The following is a 24,381-nucleotide window of genomic DNA, read 5'->3' as shown; positions in this document are numbered from 1 at the left end:
ATGGCGACGCCGGAAACCGGACGGACCGGCCTACCGTGCGATTCGTGGCAGCAAAACCCCTCGGCCGCTCCAGCGTGCTCCTCGCCGTCGGCGCCCTCGGCGTGGCCGCATTGGCCGGCTGTGCAGGTGGCACCAAACCCGCCGCGCACACGGTCACCCTGCAGACCCCGTCGCCGCCCGCGCCGCCGTCGGCGACGCCGAGCCCGCGGCCGGTCTCACCACTGACCGGGCTGCCCGCCGCCGACCCTGCGTCGATCGCCCGGCCCGCCCTCTCGATCAAGATCGACAACATCGCGTCCGCGCTGCCGCAGGCGGGAGTCAACCAGGCCGACATCGTGACCGAGGCGCTGGTCGAGGGCGGGCTGACGAGGCTGCTCGCGACCTACCAGTCGACCGGTGCGTCCGCGGTCGGCCCCGTGCGCTCCGCCCGGCCGGTCGACGCCGACCTGCTGCGCGAGCTGAACGGCGGCTACTTCGGCTACTCGGGCGCGGCGGCCGGCGAGATCGCACCGGTCATCGACCACTCGACGTCGCTGCTGCTGGGCTTCGACGACCACCCGAGCCTCTACTACCGGGCGCACGGCCGCTACGCGCCACACAACGTCTTCACCTCGACCGCGTCGCTGTGGGCAGCCGGGCATGCGCAGCGCCCGACGATGCCCGCCCCGCCACGGCTGTTCAGCTACTCGGCGACGCCCGGCGCCGGCACGCCCGCCGGTCACGTGACGATGGCGTTCTCACCGATGTCGAGCGCCGCCTGGACCTGGTCGGGTGGGCACTGGCTGCGCACCCAGGACGGCTCCCCCGACGTCCTCGTCGACGGCAGCCGCGTAACGGCCGACAACATCGTGATCCTCTCGGTCGCGACCGCCGGCACCGGCATCACCGACGCCGCCGGCAACGAAGACCCGCTGCCGGTCGTCATCGGCAGCGGCACCTGCTGGCTGCTGCGCGACGGCCAGGTGCAGCAGGGCACGTGGCAGCGACCGACGGTCGCACGGCCGATGGTCATCGTCGATGCCGCGGGTCACCCGCTGCCCCTGCACCCGGGCCGCACCTGGATCGAGCTGCTGCCCAAGCCGCACGCGCCCGCCTTCTCGTAGCATTCGGGCATGGCCCCACGGGGCCTGGGCACGACCAACGCCGTGTGCGTGCCCCGGCCTGGTCTTCCGCGGTGACCGGCTCGCCACATCTTCCCGGCGTCTTCGCCTCCCTGGCCCCGACGCTGAACCACTACGGCTACGGCGCGGTGGCGCTGTTCCTGTTCCTCGAGGACTTCGGCGTCCCGGTGCCGGGCGAGACCATCCTCATCGCGGCGGCGGTCTACGCGGGCGCCGGCCGGCTCGACATCGTGGTGCTCGGCGTAGTCGCCACACTCGCGGCGATCGCCGGCGACAACGTCGGCTTCGCGATCGGTCACTTCGGCGGGCGCCAGCTCGTCCTGCGGTGGGGCCGGCGGGTGTTCCTCACCGAGAAGCGACTCGACAAGGCCGAGCAGTTCTTCACCCGGCACGGCGGCAAGGTCGTGACGATCGCCCGGTTCGTCGAGGGGCTGCGGCAGGCCAACGGCATCGTGGCCGGCATCGCCAAGATGCACTGGCGCCGCTTCATCGTCTTCAACGTGATCGGCGCCGTGCTCTGGGTCGCGGTCTGGCTCACCGTCGGCTACGTCGCGGGAAGCCACATCGACAGCCTTTACCGGTCGTTCCGCCACGACGAGGTCTACGTCGGGGTCGCGATCGCGGTGGCGGTGCTGGCGTTCGCGGGCTACCGGCTGCACCGGCGGCTCCGGCCGGGACGCTGACGGGTTACGGTCTGCAGCGATGTCCGCCCTGCTGCAGCCCCGGGCGCCCGCCGGCCGGCTCCGCGAGCTGCTCGCGTCCGAGTCGCCGGTCCTCGCACCCGGCGCCTACGACGCGCTGTCGGCGCGGCTGGTCGAGGCGGCCGGGTTCGACTGCGTCTACATGACCGGGTTCGGCACCGCGGCCGCCCGGCTCGGCCGGCCGGACATCGGCCTGCTCACCGGAAGCGAGATGGTCGACAACGCCCGCGCGATCGCCGGTGCGGTCGGCGTACCGGTCGTCGCCGACGCGGACACCGGCTACGGCAACCCGATCAACGTCATCCGCACGGTCCGCGACTACGAGCAGGCGGGCGTCGCCGGCATCCACCTGGAGGACCAGGTGATGCCCAAGCGATGCGGGCACCTCGCCGGCAAGGCCGTGGTGCCGCAGGAGGACATGGTCGCCAAGATCCGCGCGGCGGTCGCGGCCCGCACCAACCCCGACTTCCTGCTCATCGCCCGCACCGACGCGCGCGCGCCGGAGGGGCTCGAGAGTGCGCTGCGCCGGGCCGCGGCCTACGCCGAGGCGGGCGCCGACATGCTGTTCGTCGAGGCACCGCAGGACGAGGCCGAGGTCGAGGCGATCGCGGCGACCCTGCGCGGCGTGCCGCTGCTGTTCAACTGGGCCGAAGGCGGCCGCACGCCTCCCGTGCCGCTGGCGCGGCTGACCGAGCTGGGCTACCGACTGGTGATCTTCCCGGTCGGGACGCTGCTCGCGGCGACGGCCGGCATGCGCCGCCTGCTGGCGACCCTGCGCGCCGACGGCACCCCCGCGGGCGCGCTCGACGGGCTGCCCTCGCTGCAGGAGTTCGCCGACTTCATCGGGATGACCGAGGTGCGCGACCTCGAGCAGCGGTTCGGCTCGTAGGACGGGCCTCGGTCAGTCGGTGAGCACCGGGGTCGGGGTGCCGACCGCGGTGCGGACCTCCTCCTCCGGCGTACGCCGAAGGGCCGGGATCGCCAGCGCCGCCACCGCGGCCGCCACCAGCATGACCACCGCGGCAGCCAGGAACGCCCGGTCGTAGCCGGCGGTGAGCGCGGCCCCGGTGCCGGTGTGCGCTCCGCTGAGCAGCGCGTGCGTGCGGTCGGTGGCGATGGTGGCGAGGATCGCGAGGCCCAGCGAGCCGCCGACCTGCCGCGAGGTGTTGAGGACGCCGGAGGCCAGTCCGGCCTGGTGCATCGGCACCCCGGCCGTCGCGGCGGTGGCGAGCGGGGTGAACGACAGCCCCATGCCGAGGCTGGTGAGCAGGCTGCCGCCCAGCACGCCGGAGACGTAGCCGCTGGCGGCGCCGAGCTCGGCCAGCCAGACGAACCCGCCGGTGGCCAGTAGCAGGCCGGTGGTGAGCACCGGGCGCACTCCCACTCGGGTGACGAGGCGCGCGCTGGTCTGCGCGCCGATGATGATCGCGCCGCTCATCGGCAGGAACAGCAGCCCGGCCTTCAGCGGGCCGTAGCCGAGCACGTCCTGGAGGTAGAGCGACAGGAAGTACCACATCGAGAAGAACGCGATGCCCGACAGCAGCATCACCGCGTTGGCGCCGGACACCGACCGCGAGCGGAACAGCGACAGTGGCATGAGCGGCGCCTTGGCCAGCCGGGCCTGGCTGAACAGGAAGGCACCGAGGAGCACGATGCCGACGGCCAGCAGCGCGATCGTGCGCGCCGAGCCCCACGGGTGGGTCGTCGTGCCGACGATCGCGTAGACGACGGTGGCCAGGCCGACGGTCGCGAGGACCGCACCGCTGACGTCGATGTCGCGCGTCGCCTCCCTCCGGCGGGTCTCGGTGAGCAGGGCGACCGCGGCGACGACCGCAGCGGCGCCGATCGGGACGTTGACGAACAGCACCCAGCGCCAGCTGAGGTAGTTGGTGAGGACGCCGCCGATGATGCCGCCGAACGCGCCGCCGGCGCCCGCCACCGCGCTCCACATGCCGAGCGCGCGGTGTCGGGCCTTGCCCTCGGCGAACGTCGTCATGATCACGGTGAGGGTGGCGGGCGAGAGCACCGCACCGCCGACGCCCTGCACGGCGCGGGCGATCGTCAGCTCGGTCGACGTCTGGGCCAGCCCGCCGAGCAGGCTCGCGATCGAGAACAGCGCGAGGCCGCCGATGAAGACGCGGCGGCGCCCGAACAGGTCGGCGATGCGGCCTCCGAGCAGCAGGAAACCGGCGAATGTCAGGACATAGGCGTTGACGACCCACTGCAGGCCGCCGGCGGTGTAGTGCAGCTCGCGCCCGATGGAGGGCAGCGCGACGTTGACCACCGACACGTCGAGCACGACCATGAACTGCGCGGCGCAGACCAGCGCCAGGATCATCCCGTCGGGGACGTGCCGTTGCGGTGCGCTCAGGCTCACCGGCCCTCCCTATCGCTCCCCGCCGACAACTCCGGACCCGGCGCCCCCATTCCGCGGCACCGACCTGTCCGGTTCAGCCCATCCCGCCGAAGCGGGGTGGGCGCTTGTCGCGGAACGCCGCCAGCGCCTCCTGCATGTCCTCGGTGAACGACGACAGGATCTGCGTGCGGTTCTCGAGGTCGATGCCGGCGTGCAGGCTGGGCGTCTCCAGGTTGGACCACATGACCTCTTTGGTCATCCAGATTCCGAACGGCGAGTTGGCGCAGATCAGCTCGGCGGTCTGCATCGCCGCGCCCATCAGCTCGTCGTCGGCGACGACGCGGACGACCAGACCGATCCGGTCGGCCTCCGCCGCGTCGATGATCCGCCCGGTCAGCATGAGCTCGAAGGCGCGGGTCGCCCCGATCAGCCGGGGCAGCAGCCAGCTGACCCCGATGTCGCAGCCGGACAACCCGATGCGCACGAAGGCGACGTTGAACTTCGCCGAGGCCGACGCGATGCGTACGTCGGAGGCGAGGGCGAGCGCCAGCCCGCCGCCGGCGGCCGCGCCGTTGACCGCGGCGATGACCGGTTGCGGCATCGACCGCAGCCGCGGCACGAGCGCCGCGATGTGCTGCTGCGAGCGCATCCCGGCGGCGGCGCGGCCGAGCCCCTCGGTGTGCGGTGCCTGCCCGGCCCCCTTCAGGTCCAGCCCGGCGCAGAACCCCCGTCCGGCACCGGTGAGGATGACCACCCGGCAGGTCAGGTCCGCGGCGAGCTCGTCGAGGGCCGCGTGCAGGTCCGACACCAGGTCGTGGTTCATCGCGTTGAGCCGGTCGGGTCGGTCCAGGGTGACGACCGCGATCTCGGGCCGCTCGCGCTCGACGCGGACAGTGCTCACCGGGTGCCTCCGATCCGGCCGGCCCCCACGGCCGAGCCACCTGACGGCCAGTCTCCCGACCGCGTTCGTCGGCGGCCACGTCGGGGCGGCGTAGACGTCGGGCTCAGAGAACCCGCTGGCCGTCGAGCACGACGCGGCCGGCGACCCGCGCCGATCCGTCGCCGGTCGGCTCGGCGACCAGCCGCGAGCCCACGCCCTGGGTGATGACGATGCGACGCCCGAGGTGCGCCGCGAGGGGGATGGCGGCGGAACCGGTGGCCTCGTCCTCGACCACGCCGAGGTCGGCGGCGAAGACCCGGGCGCGCACCGCGCCTTCGGCGCGGTCGGCCCACGCCCACACGAGGTCGTGAGCGTGGTCGGTGGGGGCGGCGGCCGCGAGCACCTCCGCCGCGGAAGCCAGCTGACGCAACCCCCAGGCCGGGCACCAGGCGACCTGCGCCTGCACCCACCAGTCGTCGCCGTCGTGGCCGTAACGCACGGCGCCGGCCGGCGGACGCAGATTGTCGGGGCCGCCTCCCTCGTGCGCGAGCAGCCAGGCGGTGCCGACCATCGGGTGGCCGGCGAACGGCAGCTGCACGGCCGGCGTGAAGATGCGGCACGCCCCGCGGGCGGGGTCGTCGACGAAGACGGTCTCGCTGAACGCCAGATCTCGGGCGATCTCCTGACACCGGTCGTCGGGCATGCCCGCGGTGTCGAGCACCACGCCGAGCGCATTGCCGTGGCGCCCGTCGACGTCGGTGAAGACGCGCAGGATGTGGACGGTCGACGGATCGCTCATGCCGCCATCCTGCCGAGCGCCGGCAACCGTATTAGCGCACCTCACGCGCCGTCGCGCCCCTGGTCGCCGGGCAGCAGCCGCGCGCAACCCGCGACGCCGCACAGCAGGATCGCGAGCAGGCCGGTGCTGAGCGCGAACGCGTGCGGGTAGCCCTGGTCGGCGCTGCCGAAGAACACCAGGCCGATGACGGCCACGCCGACGGCGTTGCCGATCTGCTGCATCGTCGACAGCAGCCCGCCCACCGCCCCGGCGCGGGCGGGGTCGATGCTCGTCAGCACGATCGTGGTGATCGGCGCCAGGCACAGGCCCATGCCGGCGCCGGCGAGCAGCAGGCCGGGCACGAGCGCAAGCACCGAGCCGCCGGCCTCGGCGACGGCGAGCACGGTGGCGACGTGGCCCAGCGCCAGCGCCAGGGCGCCGTCGACGACGACCGCGCGACCGAACCGCGCGACGAGCGTGGCTGACCGCATCGAGGCGAGGAGGTACGCCGCAGCCAGGACCGAGAAGACCGCACCGGCCTGCAGCGCCGTCAACCCCCGGCCGAGCTGGAGGTAGAGCGCGAGCACGAGGAAGTACGACGCCTGCCCGCACCAGAACGCGAACTGCGTGACCATGCCGATGCTGAAGTGCCGCTCGCGGAACCACGCCGGCACCAGCAGCGGGGACCCGCCGCGGCGCACCAGCCGGCGCTGCCAGAGCAGGAAGTCCGCGCCCAGCAGCGGTGCCGCCGCGAGCGAGACGAACGACCAGACCGGCCAGCCGCGCGCCGGGTCGTCGACGAGCGGAAAGACCAGCGCGGTCAGCGCCAGGGTCGCGAGCAGCAGGCCGACCACGTCGACTCTCACCCGCGCCGTGGGCCGCGAGGCCGGCACGCTGCTGCGCAGCAGCGCCAGCACGAGCACGCCGACCGGCACGTTGATGAGGAATACCGTGCGCCAGCCGAGGCCGGCGAGGTCGACGTGCAGCAGCACGCCACCGACCAGCTGGCCGCCGGCGGCCGCGACGCCCATGACCGTGGCGTAGGCGCCGATCGCCTTGGCGCGATCGGCTCCGTCGTACAACGTCCCGAGAAGGGCGAGGACCGTGGGCGAGATCATCGCGCCGCCGAGGCCCTGCACCAGCCGGGCCAGCACGAGCACCTCGGCCGACGGGGCCAGGCCGCACGCCAGCGACGCGGCGGTGAACACCCCGACGCCGAGACCGAACATCCGCCGGCGACCGATGCGGTCGCCGAGCCGACCGGCGGCGAGCAGGAACACCGCGAATGTCAGGCCGTAGCCGGCGACGACCCACTCGAGCGCGGACGTGCCCGCGTGCAGCTCGCGCTGCAGCGCCGGCATCGCGACGTTGACGATGAAGAAGTCGAGGACGATGAGGCAGGTGCCGGCGAGCAGCACCGGGAGCGGCAGCCAGCGGCTGGCGCGCAGGTCGGCGAGCCTGCCGGTAACCGTGCGGGGAGCGGTGACGCGGGTGGCCACGGGAGCGATGTCTGTCATGCAGCCGTTGTCGGGCCTCCCCCAACGGGAGAGTCAAGCAGCGAATCTCGCGGCGTCGCGCGCACTTGACCCTCCCCCTACGGGAGAGTCCACCGTGTGCCCATGACGACCAAGCTGTCGATCGGCGACTTCTCGCGGATGACCTATCTCAGCGTCAAGGCGTTGCGGCACTACCACGACGTCGGCGTGCTCGACCCGGCCGAGATCGACGCGTCGACCGGCTACCGGTTCTACACGCCCGACCAGGTCGGCACCGCCCAGATGATCCGGCGGCTGCGCGACCTGGGCATGCCGCTCGACGACGTGCGCGAGATCGTGCAGGCGCCGGACCCGTCCCGGCGCGATGCCGCACTCGTCGCGCACCTGCGCCGGATGGAGGAGCGTCTGCAGGAGACCCAGCAGACCGTCGCGTCGCTGCGCTCGCTGCTGGAGCAGCCGCGCGACGACGAGCGGGTGCAGCGGCGCCACCTCCCGGCGACCCCGGCGCTGATGGTCGCCGAGCACGTGCCGGCGGAGCAGGCCGTGGCGTGGTGGATGGAGGCGTTCACCCTGCTGCACCGGACTCTGGCCGGCAGTGCGGCGACGCGCAGCGGTCCCGACGGCGCATTGTTCCCGCGCGAGTTCTTCGAGGACGAGGAGGGAGACGTGGTCGTGTTCGTCCCGGTCGACGCGGCGCCGGCGTCGGCCCTGCCGCCGCGCGTGACGTACGCCGAGGTGCCGGGCGTCGACGTCGCGGTGCTCGTGCACGACGGGCCGTTCGGCGATCTCGACCGGACCTACGGCACGCTCGGCACCTGGGTGCTCGAGCGGGCGACCGGCGCGGCGGGGCCGATCCGGGAGTACTACCTGCCGACCGGCGACCCGGACGACCTGCTCGCGCACACCACCGAGGTCTGCTGGCCGGTGACGGGCTAGGCGCCGGGCGTCAGCCCCGCCGGCTGCGTCACCCGCTCCCGCAGCTCGCGCTTGAGCACCTTGCCGGCGGCGTTGCGAGGCAGGTCCTCGCGCTGCACGAAGACGTGCACGGGCACCTTGAACGCCGCCAGGTGCTGCGCCGCGTAACGCCGGACCTCGTCGGCGCCGAGGTCGCTGCCCGGGCGCGGCTGCACCACCGCGGCGACCTCCTCGCCGAGGCTCGGGTGCGGCACGCCGATGACGGCGGCGTCGTAGACCGCGGGGTGCTGGTAGAGCACCGCCTCGACCTCGGCGCAGTAGACGTTCTCGCCGCCGCGCAGGACGACGTCCTTGAGCCGGTCGACGACGTAGACGAAGCCGTCGGCGTCGACGTAGCCCAGGTCGCCGGTGTGGAACCACCCGTCGGTGAAGGCCTCGGCCGTCGCCTCGGGCTTGTTCCAGTAGCCGCGCACCACGTTGGGGCCGCGCACCCAGAGCTCGCCCACCTCGCCGGTGGGCACGTCGTCGCCGCCCGGCTCCACGACCCGGACGTCGGTGCCGGGCACCGGGCGCCCGATGCTGTCGGGGTGCGCGAAGTACATGTCGGCCGCGTTGACGATGACCGCCGAGGTCGTCTCGGTGAGCCCGTAGCCGTTGGCGGGGGCGACCTTGCGCTCGAAGTCGGACTCGATGCGGGTGATCAGGTCGGCGGGCACCGGTGCACCGCCCGACGAGATGCCGCCCAGCGTCGACAGGTCACGCTTCTCGATCTCCGGTGACTCCAGCAGCCGGCGCAGCAGGGTCGGCACCAGCGCGAGGCCGGTGATGCCCTCCTGCTCGATGAGATCGAGCGCCTCCGCGGTGTCCCACTTGTACTGCAGCACGATCTTGCCGCCGAACGCGGTGTTGACGTAGAGCCCCGTCAGCCCGCCGATGTGGAACAGCGGGAACGTCTGCAGCGACGCCGGCTGGGCCGGCGCCGCCGGCGCCTGCGGAGCGGCACCGTCGGGCGCGGCGAGCACGGCGTTCACGGCGCCGAGCAAAGCGGTGTTGAGCAGGTTGGTGCAGTGGTTGCGGTGGGTGGCGACGGCACCCTTCGGCACGCCGGTCGTGCCGGAGGTGTACATGATCGTGGCGTCGTCGTCGGTGTCGATGTCCGGGTCGGGCAACGTCGCGCCCGGGTCCAGCGCATCGAGCACGTCCTGCCACGGGTGGGTGTCGCTGTGGGCCGTGTCACCGCGGACGCAGACGACGTGGCGCAGCTGTGGCAGACCGGCGCGCTCGGGCTGCAGCCGCTCGACCCGCTCCCCGTCGGCGAACAGCGCGACGGCCCCGGAGTCGCCCAGCGCGTAGGCCAGCTCCGGTCCGGTCCACCAGGCGTTGAGGGGTACGGCGACCGCGCCGAGCACCTGGCAGGCCCAGAACGCGAACGGCCACTCGGGATAGTTGCGCATCGCGATGGCGACCCGGTCGCCCCGCCGTACGCCGTACTGCTCGCGCAGGTGGGTGGCCAGGCCGGCGATGATCCGCAGCCCGTCGCCGAAGGTCCAGCGCTCACCGCGGTAGACGAGGTAGTCGCGGTCGGCGTGCTGCTCCATCGACATGACGACGTCGCGCAGCGTGCGCGGCGGCATCGTGTAGACCCGCAGGGGGACGCCGCGCACCGGCTTCTCGACGATCTCGAACGGGCCGCCCGGTGCGGTGAGCTCCTGGACGAGCTGGTCTCGCGTGCGTGCCATGGGTCCTCCGACGGCTCAGGTGGCGGGCCAGTCCGGCATGTCGGTGGACACCCGCAACGACCACTTCGGTGGCCGCTTCTCGGCGAAAGACAGCACCCCTTCGGTGGCGTCGGGCTGTGCACCGACCCAGCCCAGCAAGGCCCGCTCGGCGGCCAGGCTCTGCAGCCGGGTGCTCTCCATCGCGTGCCACAGCAGCTGCTTGGTCAGCGCGACCGACACGGGTGCGGTGTTGTCGCGGATCTGCTCGGCGAGTGCCCGCGCGGCCGGGAGCACCTCGGCCGACGGCAGCGCGCGACCGGCGACCCCGAGCGCCGCCGCCTCGGCGCCGGAGAAGATGCGGCCGGTCAGCATGAGCTCCGCGGCGACCGCGCTGCCGACCACCCGCGGCAGGATCCAGTTGGAGTTGTTCTCCGGCACGATCCCGCGGGAGACGAAGACGAAGCCGTACTTGCCCTCCTCAGCGGCGATGCGGATGTCGCACTGCATGGCGATGGTGAGCCCGATGCCGACCGCGTGGCCGTTCATCGCGGCGATGACCGGCTTGCGCACGTCGATCGGCGAGCGCCCCTCACCGCGGCCCTGCTCGTGCTGCTTGAGCGAGTCGGGCGAGAACGCGTCGCCGCCGGAGTCGAGGTCGAGCCCCGCGCAGAACGCCCGGCCGGCGCCGGTGACGACGACGGCACGCACCTCGTCGTCCTCGTCGCACCGCCGCATGGCGGCCGCCAGCTCGCGTCCCATCAACGCCGTGTAGGCGTTCATGCGCTCGGGCCGGTTGAGCGTGATCGTCGCGATCGAGTCGGCCACGTCGAGGATCAGCGTCTCGAACGCCGCCGCCACCGTCTCGACCATGTCCTGCGACACCTCCTGCCAGTGGCCGCGACACCACCGCCCCGGACCCGATCTCCCAACAAACCTGTATTTGACGTCAACGTCAAGTAGTGCGATGGTCGCCGTCTTCGGAGGTACCCGTCACGACCGGTCCACGCCTCCGGATCCGCGCCGTGGAAAGGAGAAATCCGTGCCCGAGCTGCGCGAGGTCACTTCCGGGCTGCGCTTCCCGGAGGGACCGATCGCCATGCCCGACGGGTCGGTGGTCGTGGTGGAGATCCAGGGCGGCACTCTCGCCCGCGTCTCGCCCGACGGCAGCATCGAGCGGTTCGCCGACTGCGGCGGCGGGCCGAACGGCGCGGCCGTCGGTCCCGACGGCGCGATCTACGTCTGCAACAACGGCGGGTTCGTGTGGTTCGAGGTGGACGGCATCACCGCACCCGGGCCGCAGCCGCCCGACTACATCGGCGGGCGCATCCAGAAGGTCGACCCGGCTACGGGCACGGTCGAGGACCTCTACACCGAGTGCGACGGCCGCGGCCTGCGCGGGCCCAACGACATCGTGTTCGACGCCGAGGGCGGCTTCTACTTCACCGACCTGGGCAAGACCCGCGACCGCGAGGTGGACCGGGGCGCGCTCTACTACGCGCTGCCCGACGGCTCGTCGATTCGCGAGATCGTCTTCCCGCTCGACCACCCCAACGGCGTAGGGCTGTCCCCCGACGGCACCCGCCTCTACGTCGCGGAGACCATGACCGGGCGGGTCTGGCAGTGGGAGGTCGAGGGGCCCGGGGTGCTCAAGCCCGGCACCCAGCTCTACACACCGGCGGGCGCGACCTTGCTGCACTCGTTCGAGGGGTTCCAGCTGCTCGACTCGCTCGCCGTCGACAGCGAGGGCAACGTCTGCGTCGCCACCCTGCTGACCGGGGCCATCACCGCGATCACCCCGGACGGCAAGGTCAAGGAGGTCGTCAAGGTCCCGGAGTACGACGTGTTCGTCACGAACATCTGCTTCGGCGGTGACGACCTGCGCACGGCCTACATCACGTCGTCCGGCCGTGGAAAGCTCTACGCGACCGAGTGGTCGTGCCCAGGACTCCGGCTCAACTTCTGAAGGAGCGGCCATGGCCGGCACCGTTCTCGTCGCGGGGGCCAGCGGCCTGGTGGGAACGGCGTGCGTCGACGCCTTCCTCGATGACGGGTGGGACGTCGTGGCGGTGTCGCGACGTACGCCCGAGGTGTTCAGCGACCAGCCCTTCCGCCACCTGTCCCTCGACCTGAGAGACACGGCGTCGTGCCGCGCGGCCGCCGCCGACCTCGGCGCGGTGACGCACGTCGTCTACACAGCCGTGCACGAGCTGCCAGGCCTGGTGCCGGGCTGGACCCAGCGCGAGCAGATGGACACCAACCTGGCGATGCTGCGCAACCTCATGGAGCCGCTCGCCGAGGTCGCGGCCGACCTGCGACACGTGACGCTGCTGCAGGGCACCAAGGCCTACGGCATCCACCTGCACCCGATGCCGGTGCCGGCGCGAGAACGTCTTCCCCGCGACCAGCACGAGAACTTCTACTGGCTGCAGGAGGACTTCGTCCGCGAGCAATCCGCCCGCGCCGGCTACGACTGGACGATCATGCGGCCCCAGCTCATCGTCGGGCCCAACTACGGCGTGGTGATGAACCTGCCTCCGGTCATCGGGGCCTACGCCGCGATCTGCACCAGGCTGGGCAAGCCGTTCGGGTTCCCCGGCGGCGTGCCCTACGTGTGGGAGGCGGTCGACACCCGGCTGGTGGCCGACGCCATCCGCTGGGCCGCGACGACGCCGGCTGCGGCCGGTCAGCACTTCAACCTCACCAACGGCGAGGTGTTCGCCTGGCGCGACCTGTGGCCGGCCATGGCCGAGGTGCTCGGCGTCGAGGCCGGGCCCGACGACCCGGTGCGCCTCGCGGAGTTCCTTCCGGCACACGCGCAGGTGTGGGACGAGATCGTCCGCGATCGGGGCCTGCGACCGGTGCCGATGGCCGACCTGCTCGGTGAGTCGCACCACTACGCCGACTTCTGCTTCGCCTACGGTGCCGAGCAGGCACCACCGCCGGCGTTCGTCAGCACGGTGAAGATCAAGCAGGCAGGGTTCTGCGCGACCTACGACACCGAGCAGAGCTTCTGCCACTGGCTGCAGGTGCTCATCGACCGCCGCGTGCTCCCCGGCGCCGGCTGACCGTCAGGCCGGCACCGGCGCCTTGAGCATCGACCGCAGCGCCCCGGCGATCTCGGCGCGCACCGGCGCCCCGGAGATCACCACGTCGACCATGGTCAGCGACGTGTGCGTGTGGCCGCGCGCCCTGATGCGCTGCACCGGCACACCGGCCGCCGACAGCGCCTGGGCGTAGGCCTCACCGCTGTCGCGCAGCGGGTCGAAGTCGGCCGTGACGATGACGGCCGGCGGCAGCCCCTCGAGCTTGCCGTGCAGCGGCGACGCGACCGGGTCGGCGCGATCGGCCGGGTCGGCGTAGTGGTCCCAGAACCACTGCATCAGCGGTGCGGTCAGGACGTAGCCGTCGGCATTCTCGACGTACGACGGGCGCGTCATGTCCTCGTCGGTGACCGGCGTCAGCAGCAGCTGGCCGAGGATCTCCGGGCCGCCCTCGTCGCGTGCTCGCTGGCAGGCGACCGCGGCGACGTTGCCCCCGGCGCTCCAGCCGGCGACCACGAGCTGCCCGGGGATGCCCCCCAGCTCGACCGCGTTGTCGGCGACCCAGCGCACGGCCGCGAAGGCGTCGTCGGCCGCGGCCGGGAAGCGGTCCTCGGGCGCGTGCCGGTAGTTGACCGAGACCACGACCGCGCCCGTGCGCACGCACAGGTCGCGGCACAGCGGCTCGTCGGAGACGTGGTCGCCGAGCACCCAGCCACCGCCGTGGAAGTAGACGACGACCGGGTGCGCGCCGGGGGTCGGCGGCCGGAACAGCCGGAAGTCGAGCGGGCCGGCGGCGCCGGGCAGCTGGCCGTCGACGATCTCGCCGACCTCGGGCCCGGGCATTCGCATCGCGTTGGTCTGCTCCATGAACGCGCGGGCGTCCGGCACCGGAAGGGACTCGAGCGGCGGCAGCCCGAGCATGCCCATCATGTCGAGGACGAGCTGCACGTCGGGCTGGACGCGGCGGACGACGCCGTCGTGGCACTGCTCACCGGCGGGGCCGGTGAGCTTGAAGCCGAGGTAGTCCTTGGCGGCGACCTCGTCGCAGGCCCCGCGGTAGGCGTCGACCCCGCCGATGTAGGGGTAGAAGACGCGCGGCTTGCCCGGGACGTTGGCGCCCATGTACCAGGAGTTGGCGGTCGGGTGCAGCGTGATCGCCGCGCAGTCGGCGTTGTGCTGGTTCCACCCGGCCTCTGCACCCGGCGTCGGCTCGATCGTCGTGAACTGGTGGTCGCGCAGGTAGGCGATGGCGTCGGAGACCCAGTCGACGTGCTGCTCGATCGAGACCGCCATGTTGGACAGCACCGAAGGGCTGCCGGGGCCCGTGATGGCGAAGAAGTTCGGGAAGCCGACGGTCGTGAGGCCGAGGTAGGTCGACGGGCCGTCGGCCCACTTCTCCTTGAGGGTCACGCCGTCGCGCCCGGTGATGTCGACCGCGACGATCGGGCCGGTCATCGCGTCGAAGCCCGTGGCGTAGACGATCGCGTCGAACTCCAACGACTCGTCGACGGTGTCGATGCCGGTCGGGGTGATCTTGCTGATCGGGTGCTTGCGCAGATCGACCAGCCGCACGTGCGGCAGGTTGTAGGTCTCGAAGTAGTTGGTGTCGAGACACGGCCGCTTGGTGCCGAAGGGGTGGTCCTTGGGACACAGCGTCTCGGCCGTCTCCGGGTCCTTTACGATCGAGCGGATGCGCTCGCGGATCATCTCGGCGACCCGCTCGTTGGACTGCAGGTGCACGCCCTGGTCGTTGAAGACGCCCAGGATCGCGAACAGCTCCCCGCGCGCGATCGCCTCGTCGAAACGGGCCCGCGCCACGTCGTCGGGCGCGGTCAGGCCGCTGACCTCGCTGATCTCGGTCGGGATGCCTCCACGTGACCACTTCGCGGCGTCGCGGTAGGCGGCCCGGTCGGCCTTGATCTGAGCGACGCGGTCGGCCGGCTGTGGGCCGTTGTGCGCCGGGACAGAGAAGTTGGGGGTGCGCTGGAACACCGTCAGCTGTGCGGCCTGCTGCGCGATGAGCGGGATCGACTGGATGCCCGAGGAGCCGGTGCCGATGACGGCCACCCGCTTGCCGGTGAAGTCGACCGGCTCGTGCGGCCATCGACCGGTGTAGTAGACCTCGCCTGCGAACGACGGGGCACCCTCGATGTCGACTTCCTTCGGCAGCGACAGGCAGCCCGTGGCCATGACGTAGAAGCGGCAGGTGACGTGCTTGCCCTGGTCGGTCGTGAGCCGCCAGAGCGATGCCGCGTCGTCCCACGTGGCCGACTCGATGCGCGTGTTGAACTGGATGTCGCGGCGCAGGTCGTAGCGGTCCGCGACGAAGCCCAGGTAGCGGAGGATCTCTGGCTGGGTGGCGTACTTCTCCGACCACTGCCAGGCATCCTCGAGCTCCGGGTCGAAGCTGTAGGTGTAGTCGGTCGTCGGGATGTCGCAGCGAGCCCCGGGGTAGCGGTTCCAGTACCACGTGCCGCCCACGTCGCCCGCGCCGTCGAAGACCCGCACCGAGAAGCCGAGCGTGCGCAGCCGGTGCAGGAGATAGAGCCCGGAGAACCCTGCCCCCACCACCACGGCGTCGAAATCGGGCGTCCGGTTGTCGTTTTGCTGCGGGATCACACGGCCCTCCACGAGGTATGTGACGTAGGTCTCAGATACTGATTGGACCATACGCCGGATCGGCGGGCCGGTCGCCGGCCATCGGCCGAAATGACCTCCCTGGCGCGATGGTGACGGTTCCCCTACCTTCACCTGAAGCCCGCGTCAGGTTAGGGGTTCCGGACATGCGTCGGCACGGTTGGGTATGGCTGGTCGGGGCCGCGCTGGCCGTCACCGGAACGGCGGGCGCTGCGAGCTGGGCCGACAGCGGTGTGCCCGCGGTGCTGACGGTCGCGCCGACCGGGGCCGGCGCTGCGTGCAGCGCCCAGGTTCCCTGCTCGCTGCTGCAGGCGCAGCGGCTCGCGCGCACGCTCGACGGCACGCGCGACGTCACCGTGGAGCTGACCGGCGGCACCTACCGGCTGACCGCACCGCTGGCCATGGACGCCCGCGACGGCGGACGCGACGGACACGAGGTCGTCTACGAGAACGCTCCTGGCGCCGCCCCCCTGCTGTCCGGCGGCCGGCAGGTCACCGGCTGGGTCCCCGACGCGTCCACCGGCACCTGGTCGGCGCCGGTGCCGAAGAACCTCGTCAGCCGCGAGCTGTACGCCGACGGGCAACGGCTGGCCAGGACGTCCTCTGGTCCCAGCGCGTGGGTCCAGACCTCCGACGGCTACCTGACCGCCGACACCGGCGTCCTCGCGTGGCGCAACCCCTCAGACGTCGAGCTGGTCTTCAGCATGGGCAACGGCTTCTGGACCGAGCCACGCTGCGACGTCGCCTCGGTCGCGGCGGTGCCGGGCGGGGCGGCCGTCCGGGTGCGCCAGCCGTGCTGGTCCAACCTGCACATCCCCGACACGCTCGTCGCGGGCACCGATCCCGACGACAACGCGATGGGCGGCTTCGAGGGGCTGTCGGCGGCCAACCCGCCGAGTGCGATCGAGAACGTCTGGCAGCCGTTGACCACCGGCCAGTGGTACCTCGACCAGCCGGCGGGCCGGCTCTACTACCACCCGCCCGCAGGCGTCGACCCCAACCGCCAGGACGTCGAGCTGCCCGTCCTGCAGACCCTCATCGACGCGCACGGGTCGCTCGACCGGCCGATCGAGCACCTGACGATCCGTGGCCTGACGTTCGGTTACACGACGTGGCGGCAACCGAGCGGTGACGACGGCTTCGCCGAGATGCAGGCCAACATGACGCTCACCGGCGTCAACGCGTCCGGCTCGGACCCGTCGTCGGGACGGCCGCCGCAGGGCACCTGCCAGTACACGACCCCGCGCGGGACCTGCCCCTTCGCCGCCTGGACCAAGCCGCCCGCGACGGTGGAGTTCACCGCTGCCCGCGGCGTACTGCTCGAGCGCAACCGCTTCGCGCACGTCGGTGCCGCGGCGGTCGACTTCTCGTACGGCGCGAAGGACGACGTGATCCGCGGCAACGAGATCTGGGACACCTCCGGGTCGGGCATCCAGCTCGGCAGCACCGACGACCCGCTGCCGTCGTGGGTGCACGCCGACGCCCGCGAGATCAACGAGCGCGACGTCATCGAGGACAACTGGATCCACGACGTCGCGCAGGAGTACCACGGCGCGATCGGCATCTGGGTCGGCTACACGCGCGACACGGTCATCGCGCACAACCAGATCGCCCGCACGCCCTACACGGCGATCAGCTTCGGCTGGGGCGGCTGGCACACCGACACCCTCAACCCCGACAACCCGTCGATCGTCGGTCACAACCTCATCGCCGACAACCTCATCTACGACTACCTCACGACCACGCCCGACGGTGGCGCGATCTACACCAACGGCACGCAGGGGCCGGTCGACCCGGCCGGCCCGGCAACGGACCCGTTCCTGACCACGAGCACCTCCGACGCCCAGATGGCCCGGGGCCTGATGATCCGGGGCAACGTGGCGCTGCTGGCCACCTGGGCGGAGTTCACCTACTACAACGACGAGGGCAGCGACTACGTCACCTACGACACCAACGCGGAGTACCAGGCGCACGCGTTCGCCCACGGCGGCTGCAACACGGTCGGCCACATCCTCATGCAGCACAACTACTGGGCGCAGCCGGCACCGGCGTACATCTGCCCGCCCCCGCCCGTCGACATCCGCATCGTCGACCCGCACGTGCTGCCCGACCACCCGGGACCGAGCGACCTGCCGGAGTCCCTGCTGAAGAACGCCGGGCTGGAGCCGGCCTACCGCGACCTCGTCACCTCCCAGCGGCCCGAGGTCACCGGCGTCGGCCCGGGCGGGCCCGACTACGCGGCCGGCGCCTCCTCGCAACCGGTGCTGGTCAGCGGCTCCGGCTTCGGCCCGGAAACGCAGGTCTTCCTCGGTGGCACCGATGCCGCGCACCGCGCGCACGGCGTGCGGGTGCTGTCGGCCAACTACCTCGTCGCGACCCCGCCGGCCGGCCTCGTGCCCGGGCAGGTCGACGTCGTCGTGCGCACGCCGGCCGGCACCAGCGCCACGAGCTCCCGGGACCAGTACGTCCTGCTGCCCCCGTGAGCCGGCAGGGACGCGCGCCGGTGGCGTCGAATGAGCCGCGCATGCGCATGCTGCCGGGCCGTCGCGCCCTGCCCGCCGTCACCGCAGTCGCCCTCGTCGTGCTCGCCTCGCCGGCCACGGCCGAGGCCGGGCCGGCCACGACCTACCCGGCGCTGGCGAGCAGCGACTACAGCACCCTGCACATCCGCGACGGCAGCTGCGCCGGGACGCTCGACCCGGCGACGCAGCACCCGGCCGGCAGCGACCTGCCGCCGGGCTTCAAGTGCAAGGACTCGCAGAAGCTCACCGACTACGCGCCGCAGCCGGGCGACAGCGACTACGACCCGCTCGTCGAGAACAATCCGCAGGAGCTCTACGGCGTCAAGGGGGCCGGCACCAACCGCGCGTGGCAGGTGACGACCGGCCGGCCCGACACCGTGATCGCGGTGCTCGACTCCGGCATCGAGTGGGACACCCCGAACCTGGTCGACAAGGTCGAGCTCAACCGGGGCGAGCTGCCACCCCCCTGCAAGGGCAACGACCCGGCCGCGTGCGACAACACGTACGGCGCCCGCCACGGCGTCTACGACACCAACGGCGACCACGTGTTCAGCGTCAGCGACTACGACGGCGACCCCCGGATCGCCGCTGCCGTGCCCGAGTCGAAGACCCGCGGCTACCTCACGCCCGAGGACCTGATCCGCACGTTCTCCGACGGCAAGGACCACGACCACAACGGCTACAAGAACGACATCGCCGGCTGGGACTTCTACCAGCACGACAACGACCCGGCCGACGACGTGACCTACGGGCACGGCACCGGCGAGGCGCAGGACTCGAGCGCCGCCGCGACGGCCACCTCGATCAGCGAGTGCCCGAGCTGTCGCGTGCTGCCGCTGCGGGTGGGCGACTCGTTCATCGCCGACATCAACAAGTTCGCCGCCGCAGTCGTCTACGCAACCGACAACGGGGCCGACGTGGTGCAGGAGGCGCTGGGCACGATCAACCACACGGCGTTCGGGCAGACGGCGGTCGACTACGCCTACCGGCACGGCGTGCTCGTCGTGGCCAGCGAGGCCGACGAGGAGGCCGGCCACCACAACTATCCGGCCGCCCTGAACCACACGATGGTCGTCAACTCGGTGACCCACTACGCCGACCAGAGCGGGGTCGCGCTGGAGTCGCCCAAGTCCTACCTGGCGTTCAACGGCTGCACCAACTACGGCGGCTACACATGGGTGTCGGTGGAGTCCAACTCGTGCTCCTCCGATGCGACCGGCCAGGCGTCCGGCATGGCCGGGCTGCTCTACTCCGCGGCGCAGAACGCCGTGCAGCACGGGCTGATCAAGCCCGACGCGAGCGGTCGCCCACTGTCGGCCGAAGAGGCCAAGCAGCTGTTCCGGCTGGCCGCCGACGACATCGACTTCTCCGACCCCGCGCCGCCGTTCGGCCCGCCGGACAACCGCGCCACGACCCTGCCCGGCACCGTGCGCTACGTGACGACCAAGGGCTGGGACCAGATGACCGGCTGGGGCCGCATCTCCGCCGACAAGCTCGTGCACCTCGTCGCCGCGGGCACGGTGCCGGCGGAGGCCGACATCACGTCGCCTCGCTGGTGGTCACCCCTCGGCACCACCGGCACCGTCGACGTCGTGGGCACGGTGGCCGCCCCGCGCGCGGCGTCCTACGACTACAGCGTCCAGGTCGCGCCGGGCGTGCAGCCGCCGCCGTTCCCGATGTCCGAGACGTGGACGACGGTCGCCGCCGGGCACGGGTCCTCGCCGAGGACGGGCACGCTGGCCACCCTCGACCTGGCCAAGGTCCGCGCGCTCGTCGACGCGGCACCGCCGGCCTACACGCCTCTCGACGACCCGACGTCGCCGGACCTGCCCGAGAAGGATGCGTTCCGGGTGCGGGTCGTCGTGCACCCGTCGTCCGGGCTCGACGCGATCGAGCAGCGCGAGTACTTCGCGCACGCCGACCCCGACCTGCTGCCCGGCTTCCCGCGCTACCTCGACGCCGACATGACCGCGGTCGCCTTCGCCGACGTCGACGGCGACGGCAAGGCCGAGATGGTGTTCGGCGACGGCAACGGCTACATCCACGCCCTGAAGGCCGACGGCACGGAGGCCACCGGCTGGCCGGCGCAGACCGACCCGCTCGACTGGTTGCCGACCAAGGGGCACAACGCCTTCACGTCCGGAGCGGTGTCGGCCGACGTCCACGCTCCGCTGCTGCTCGGCAGCCCGGTCGTGACCGACCTGAACGACGACGGCTACCCGGAGGTGGCGGTCACCGACGTCGAGGGCACCCTCCACGTCTTCGACCACACCGGTCACGAACTGCCCGGCTTCCCGGTGCACACAGATCCGGCGTACTCCCACGATCCGGGTTGCGAGACCGGCATCGGCCCCATCTGCGACCACTACGTGGCGCACCACGCGCGCGACCACGTCAACACGGTCGACAAGGCGTTCGCGTCGATGCCCTCGATCGGCGACCTCGACCCGCACCACCCGGGGCTGGAGATCGTCGCCGGCGCGATGGACGGGCACGTCTACGCGTGGCACGACGACGGGACCCCGGTGGCCGGCTGGCCGGTGCTGCTGCGCGACCCGGTCAAGGTCGCCTCGGTCGACCCGGTCAGCAACCGGATCGACTTCAAGCCCGACGCGGCGCCGAAGTACGGCCGGCAGATCATCACGACGCCGACGGTCGCCGACATCAACGGCGACGGCCGCCCCGAGGTGCTCGTCAACGTCGACGAGGAGTACGCCGAGACGCCGAACTACGGCATGCGCACCCCGCTCGCGGACCTCATCGGGCAGAGCGGTGCGATCGCCGGGGGCAACACCCGCACCTACGCGCTCTGGGCCGACGGCACGGCGCACCCGGGCAAGCCGACGGTCGCCGGCCTCGGCGACAACGCCTACCTGCCCGGGTGGCCGGTGAAGATCGGCATGGTCGAAACCGAGGTGCTGCCCGACGTCGGCTCGGGCTCCAACGGCTCACCGGTCGTCGGTCACGTGCTACCCAACTCGACGACGCCTCAGATCGCGACCGCGTCCATCGCCAGCCCGCCCTACCTGCTGAACCCCGACGGCACCAGCGCCTACGGCACCGACCCCCAGGGCCACTACCTGACCATGGCCGAGGAGCAGGCGGAGTTCAAGAGCGGGGCGACCGACGGGCCCTCGATCGCGTCGCTCGGCGGCGGGGTGCTCGGCCGGCTGGCCGGGCCCAGCTCGCCGATGTCGTTCGCGATGGGTGCGACCGGCCTCAAGCGGCTGCTCGACATCGTGCTGCCCGACCAGCAGCTCGGCGCCGAGGACCACCTCGACGCCTGGGACGCCACGACCGGCACCTTCGAGCCCGGCTTCCCGGCGCGCATGAACGACCTGATGTTCTTCGACACCCCGGCGATCGCCGACATCGATGGCAGCGGCCGGGCGTCGGTGCTGCAGGGATCGGCCGTCTACGACCTGCGCGCCTACCAGCTCGGCGGCACGTCACCGACCGGCTGGCCGAAGTTCACGGGCGGCTGGGTCACCCAGACACCGGCCGTCGGTGACCTGCTCGGCGACGGCGGGCTCGAGGTCGCGATCCCGACCCGGGAGGGCAACCTCTTCGTCTGGCACACCACGGGCTCGGTCTGCGGCGACCTCGAGTGGCCGAAGTTCCAGCACGACCTGCGCAACAGCGGCGACTACGACACCGACGCGACACCTCCCGGCGCACTGCGGCACGTGTCGCTGAGCGGCGACGTCCTGCACCTGACGGCGAGCGGCGACAACGGCTACTGCGCGGGCCAGGCCGGCACGGCGTACGTCGTGACCGTCGACGGCACCCCGCACGTGCTGCCGACCAAGCCGGCAGCGGCGGGCACGGCGCAGGACATCGACCTCGGCACTCTCGCCGACGGCGGCAGCACGGTGACCGTGAGCGAGCGGGATGCCGCGGGCAACCTGTCGTTCCCGATCGACGTGCACAGCGGCGTCCCCGTGCAGTTCGCCGTGCGGGCCGCGTCGCCGCCGGCGTCCGGCGCCGGCGCCACACCGCTGCCGGCCGGGACCGTTGCCGCTGCCGCGACCACGGGCTCGGGTGCGAAACGCAACCTGGCGGCCCTCCTCGCGCCCGTCGACGTCGCGCTGCTCGCTCTCGCGGCAGCGCTGCTGCGGCGCCGCCACCGCCGACGCCGGGAGGCCTGACGTGCGACGCGTGCTCGTCGCATCGGCGGTGCTCGTGCTGACCGCGACACCCCTGACCGTCGTCGCGGCAGACGCCGGCCAGGTGCAGGCCGGGCTGGTCGCCGGCGCCGCATCCGTCGACATCACGCCACCCGCCGCGGGTACGGCGCCCGACCCGGCCGACTGCCGGCCGGTCGGGACTCCCGGGATCTACGACGGCCCACGCCAGTTCGCTCTGGAGGAGCCCTACAAGGACCTCAACGGCAACGGCCACTACGACGCTCCCGACCCGGCGAACGGCGTGGCCGGCGAGCCGTTCCTCGACTGCCCGACGCCGACCGCGCTGGGTGGCCTGCGCCCGCCGGACGGCCGCTGGGACGGCATCTACCTCGGCGGCGGCGACTGCTGCGATCGCCTGGCCAGCAAGACGCTCGACCCGCTCGAGGCCGACGCGCTCGTCGTCGCCAACGGCAGCAAGCGAATCGCGATCGTCACCGCCGACAACGAGGGCGTCTTCAAGGAGATCTGGGACGAGGTGCGGGCGAAGGTGGCGGCCGACGGCGTGCGCCTCGACGCCGTCTTCCCGTCCTCGACCCACGACGAGTCGGCACCGGACACCATCGGCATCACCGGACCGACCCAGACGACGAGCGGCGTCGACCCGTTCTACGTGGAGTTCCTCGTCGGTCGCATCTCGTCTGCCATCGAGAAGGCCGCGGCAGACGTGCAACCGGCCCGGGTGCGCTACGGCCGCGTGCTCGCCGACGACCTGATGCCGTGCTGGTCGTCCTATCCGTTCACCGCCGACGAGAGCGTCGGTGCCATGCAGGTGGTCTCCGCCCACGGCGACAACGTGTTCGCCACGCTGGTCAACTACGGCATCCACGCCGAGGACCTCGGGTTCTCCAGCAGCACCAAGCACTACGTGTCGGGCGACTGGTGGCACTTCCTGCGCACGTCGATCCGGGCCCGCTACGGCGACTCGCCGGTGCTGTCGATGGCTGGCATGGTCGGCTCCGTCGAGATGCCACGCATCCTCAGCGGCCCGTTCGACCGCACCCCTGTCGGCGAGCACGAGGACCCCTCGCTCGACGGGTGCCGCACGATCTATCAGGGGCCGCCGGAGACCGTCCCGCACGAGGGCGGCTACGACACCTACACGAAGACGCTCGGCGAGCGGGTCGCCGGCTGGGCGGAGCGGGCGCTCGACGAGGGGGCCTGGTCGCGCAGTGACCAGATCTCCTACGCCGTCGAGACGATCCAGGCGCCGGTGACCAACCTGCTGTTCCTGGCCGCCGGCCCGGCCTGCGTCTTCGACTACCGCATCCTCTACACCGACGGCATCCCTACCGGCACCGGAATCCCGCCGGCCTGCGGTGCGGGCAACCAGATCGCCACCGACGTGGGCTACTTCCGGATCGGCGACGGCTCGTTCGTGACCGCACCGGGTGAGCTGTTCCCCTTCACCTACGCGCACGACTTCCACGGCGCGTCCGGCGAGGCGGCCCCGACGGCGGGGCCGGTGCACGGCTGGGTGCTCGCCCAGCTCGGCGGGCGCTGGCGCTTCGTGCAAGGCCTGGGCGAGGACCTGTCGGGCTACATCTTCCCGGCCGACAACGAGGTCGGCACACCGACGCCGTCCAACCCCAACGGCAACGACGTCGACCGGTTCGGCTGCCACCACGTCGACGACGCGGAGGCGTCGAGCGGGCAGGAGGGCGACGTCGTCGACGACGCGCTCACCGCGCTGCTGCCGCGGTCGCCGCACGACCAGGTGCGCAGCGGGCGTTACGTCTACGCCGGCGGTTCCCTGCACAGCGACCCGACCGGCGACGGCCTCCTCGGCTGCGGCCCGGCGACCAGCGGCTTCACAGCGGCTCCGGGCGGGGGTGCGGTGGGCGTCACCGTCGCGACCGCGGGCGCCACGTCGTACGACGCGAGAACCGCAACCACCTACACGCCCGGCAGCGCCGGCGTGCAGTGGATGGACCTGGACGGCCGACCGCAGGCGGCACCCGACCAGCAGACCCGCGGGGTCCTGCTGCCCGACGGCACGCACGTCTGGGTCGACGTCTACGCCGGCCCGTGA

At 72.2% G+C, this 24,381-nt stretch carries 16 protein-coding genes; 9 read left to right on the top strand and 7 right to left on the bottom strand.

Annotation, left to right across the window (positions count from 1 at the left end; all coding sequences use genetic code 11):
• Positions 1-44 precede the first annotated feature (44 nt).
• The 3 genes from VFJ21_10140 to VFJ21_10130 all read left to right on the top strand — a co-directional run bounded on the left by VFJ21_10140 (position 45) and on the right by VFJ21_10130 (position 2,711).
• Positions 45-1,103 (top strand): DUF3048 domain-containing protein, encoded by a 1,059-nt coding sequence (locus tag VFJ21_10140; GenBank protein HET7407478.1) that lies wholly within the window; start codon positions 45-47, stop codon positions 1,101-1,103.
• 71 nt (positions 1,104-1,174) lie between these two features.
• The gene (locus tag VFJ21_10135) at positions 1,175-1,804 is read left to right on the top strand and encodes a DedA family protein (GenBank protein ID HET7407477.1); all 630 of its coding nucleotides are present in this window, start codon (positions 1,175-1,177) and stop codon (positions 1,802-1,804) included.
• Between the two features lie 19 nt (positions 1,805-1,823).
• Complete coding sequence (locus VFJ21_10130) at positions 1,824-2,711, top strand: oxaloacetate decarboxylase (protein HET7407476.1); 888 nt, start codon at positions 1,824-1,826, stop codon at positions 2,709-2,711.
• A gap of 12 nt (positions 2,712-2,723) precedes the next feature.
• Here VFJ21_10130 and VFJ21_10125 read toward each other — a convergent pair whose 3' ends face one another.
• The 4 genes from VFJ21_10125 to VFJ21_10110 form a co-directional block, all read right to left on the bottom strand.
• Positions 2,724-4,199 carry an MFS transporter gene (locus VFJ21_10125; protein ID HET7407475.1) on the bottom strand — a complete coding sequence of 492 codons (1,476 nt, stop codon included), beginning with the start codon at positions 4,197-4,199 and terminating at the stop codon, positions 2,724-2,726.
• A 73-nt stretch (positions 4,200-4,272) separates the two neighbouring features.
• Positions 4,273-5,079, bottom strand: a complete 807-nt coding sequence (locus tag VFJ21_10120) for an enoyl-CoA hydratase-related protein (protein HET7407474.1) — start codon at positions 5,077-5,079, stop codon at positions 4,273-4,275.
• A 103-nt stretch (positions 5,080-5,182) separates the two neighbouring features.
• Complete coding sequence (locus tag VFJ21_10115) at positions 5,183-5,857, bottom strand: PhzF family phenazine biosynthesis protein (protein HET7407473.1); 675 nt, start codon at positions 5,855-5,857, stop codon at positions 5,183-5,185.
• Between the two features lie 41 nt (positions 5,858-5,898).
• Positions 5,899-7,353, bottom strand: a complete 1,455-nt coding sequence (locus VFJ21_10110) for an MFS transporter (protein ID HET7407472.1) — start codon at positions 7,351-7,353, stop codon at positions 5,899-5,901.
• A 102-nt stretch (positions 7,354-7,455) separates the two neighbouring features.
• Between VFJ21_10110 and VFJ21_10105 the strand changes: the two genes are divergently transcribed.
• Entirely contained in the window at positions 7,456-8,268 is an 813-nt protein-coding gene (locus VFJ21_10105) for a MerR family transcriptional regulator (protein ID HET7407471.1), read from the top strand.
• Here VFJ21_10105 and VFJ21_10100 read toward each other — a convergent pair.
• Positions 8,265-9,986, bottom strand: coding sequence for an AMP-binding protein (locus tag VFJ21_10100; protein HET7407470.1), 1,722 nt, complete (start codon positions 9,984-9,986; stop codon positions 8,265-8,267). The genes VFJ21_10105 and VFJ21_10100 overlap by 4 nt on opposite strands.
• Before the next feature lie 15 nt (positions 9,987-10,001).
• Positions 10,002-10,835: an enoyl-CoA hydratase-related protein gene (locus VFJ21_10095; protein HET7407469.1), complete on the bottom strand. Its 834-nt coding sequence runs from the start codon at positions 10,833-10,835 to the stop codon at positions 10,002-10,004.
• 169 nt (positions 10,836-11,004) lie between these two features.
• Between VFJ21_10095 and VFJ21_10090 the strand changes: the two genes are divergently transcribed.
• Together VFJ21_10090 and VFJ21_10085 are read left to right on the top strand one after the other, a co-directional pair.
• On the top strand, positions 11,005-11,928 hold the full coding sequence (locus VFJ21_10090; GenBank protein ID HET7407468.1) for an SMP-30/gluconolactonase/LRE family protein: 924 nt from the start codon (positions 11,005-11,007) through the stop codon (positions 11,926-11,928).
• 10 nt (positions 11,929-11,938) lie between these two features.
• The gene (locus VFJ21_10085; protein HET7407467.1) at positions 11,939-13,030 is read left to right on the top strand and encodes an SDR family oxidoreductase; all 1,092 of its coding nucleotides are present in this window, start codon (positions 11,939-11,941) and stop codon (positions 13,028-13,030) included.
• A gap of 3 nt (positions 13,031-13,033) precedes the next feature.
• On the opposite strand, the gene VFJ21_10080 is transcribed toward VFJ21_10085, so the two are convergent.
• Positions 13,034-15,625 (bottom strand): alpha/beta hydrolase fold domain-containing protein, encoded by a 2,592-nt coding sequence (locus VFJ21_10080; protein HET7407466.1) that lies wholly within the window; start codon positions 15,623-15,625, stop codon positions 13,034-13,036.
• 164 nt (positions 15,626-15,789) lie between these two features.
• Between VFJ21_10080 and VFJ21_10075 the strand changes: the two genes are divergently transcribed.
• Genes VFJ21_10075 through VFJ21_10065 form a run of 3 tightly spaced genes read left to right on the top strand, consistent with a single transcriptional unit; the run spans position 15,790 to position 24,381 of the window.
• The gene (locus VFJ21_10075) at positions 15,790-18,126 is read left to right on the top strand and encodes a right-handed parallel beta-helix repeat-containing protein (protein ID HET7407465.1); all 2,337 of its coding nucleotides are present in this window, start codon (positions 15,790-15,792) and stop codon (positions 18,124-18,126) included.
• A gap of 41 nt (positions 18,127-18,167) precedes the next feature.
• Positions 18,168-22,313 carry a S8 family serine peptidase gene (locus VFJ21_10070; protein HET7407464.1) on the top strand — a complete coding sequence of 1,382 codons (4,146 nt, stop codon included), beginning with the start codon at positions 18,168-18,170 and terminating at the stop codon, positions 22,311-22,313.
• A gap of 1 nt (position 22,314) precedes the next feature.
• Positions 22,315-24,381, top strand: a complete 2,067-nt coding sequence (locus VFJ21_10065) for a hypothetical protein (protein ID HET7407463.1) — start codon at positions 22,315-22,317, stop codon at positions 24,379-24,381.

The sequence above is a fragment of the Mycobacteriales bacterium genome, assembly GCA_035690485.1.
In the GTDB taxonomy this organism is placed as follows: Bacteria; Actinomycetota; Actinomycetes; order JAFAQI01; family DASSKL01; genus DASSKL01.
This window is presented reverse-complemented; position numbering and strand designations above follow the sequence as displayed.

Excerpts from the sequence above, each read along its gene's own strand:
- VFJ21_10130 (HET7407476.1), top strand. The coding sequence starts at position 1,824 with ATGTCCGCCCTGCTGCAGCCCCGGGCGCCCGCCGGCCGGCTCCGCGAG.
- VFJ21_10115 (HET7407473.1), bottom strand. The coding sequence starts at position 5,857 with ATGAGCGATCCGTCGACCGTCCACATCCTGCGCGTCTTCACCGACGTC.
- VFJ21_10110 (HET7407472.1), bottom strand. The coding sequence starts at position 7,353 with ATGACAGACATCGCTCCCGTGGCCACCCGCGTCACCGCTCCCCGCACG.
- VFJ21_10105 (HET7407471.1), top strand. The coding sequence starts at position 7,456 with ATGACGACCAAGCTGTCGATCGGCGACTTCTCGCGGATGACCTATCTC.
- VFJ21_10100 (HET7407470.1), bottom strand. The coding sequence starts at position 9,986 with ATGGCACGCACGCGAGACCAGCTCGTCCAGGAGCTCACCGCACCGGGC.
- VFJ21_10095 (HET7407469.1), bottom strand. The coding sequence starts at position 10,835 with ATGGTCGAGACGGTGGCGGCGGCGTTCGAGACGCTGATCCTCGACGTG.
- VFJ21_10085 (HET7407467.1), top strand. The coding sequence starts at position 11,939 with ATGGCCGGCACCGTTCTCGTCGCGGGGGCCAGCGGCCTGGTGGGAACG.
- VFJ21_10075 (HET7407465.1), top strand. The coding sequence starts at position 15,790 with ATGCGTCGGCACGGTTGGGTATGGCTGGTCGGGGCCGCGCTGGCCGTC.
- VFJ21_10070 (HET7407464.1), top strand. The coding sequence starts at position 18,168 with ATGCGCATGCTGCCGGGCCGTCGCGCCCTGCCCGCCGTCACCGCAGTC.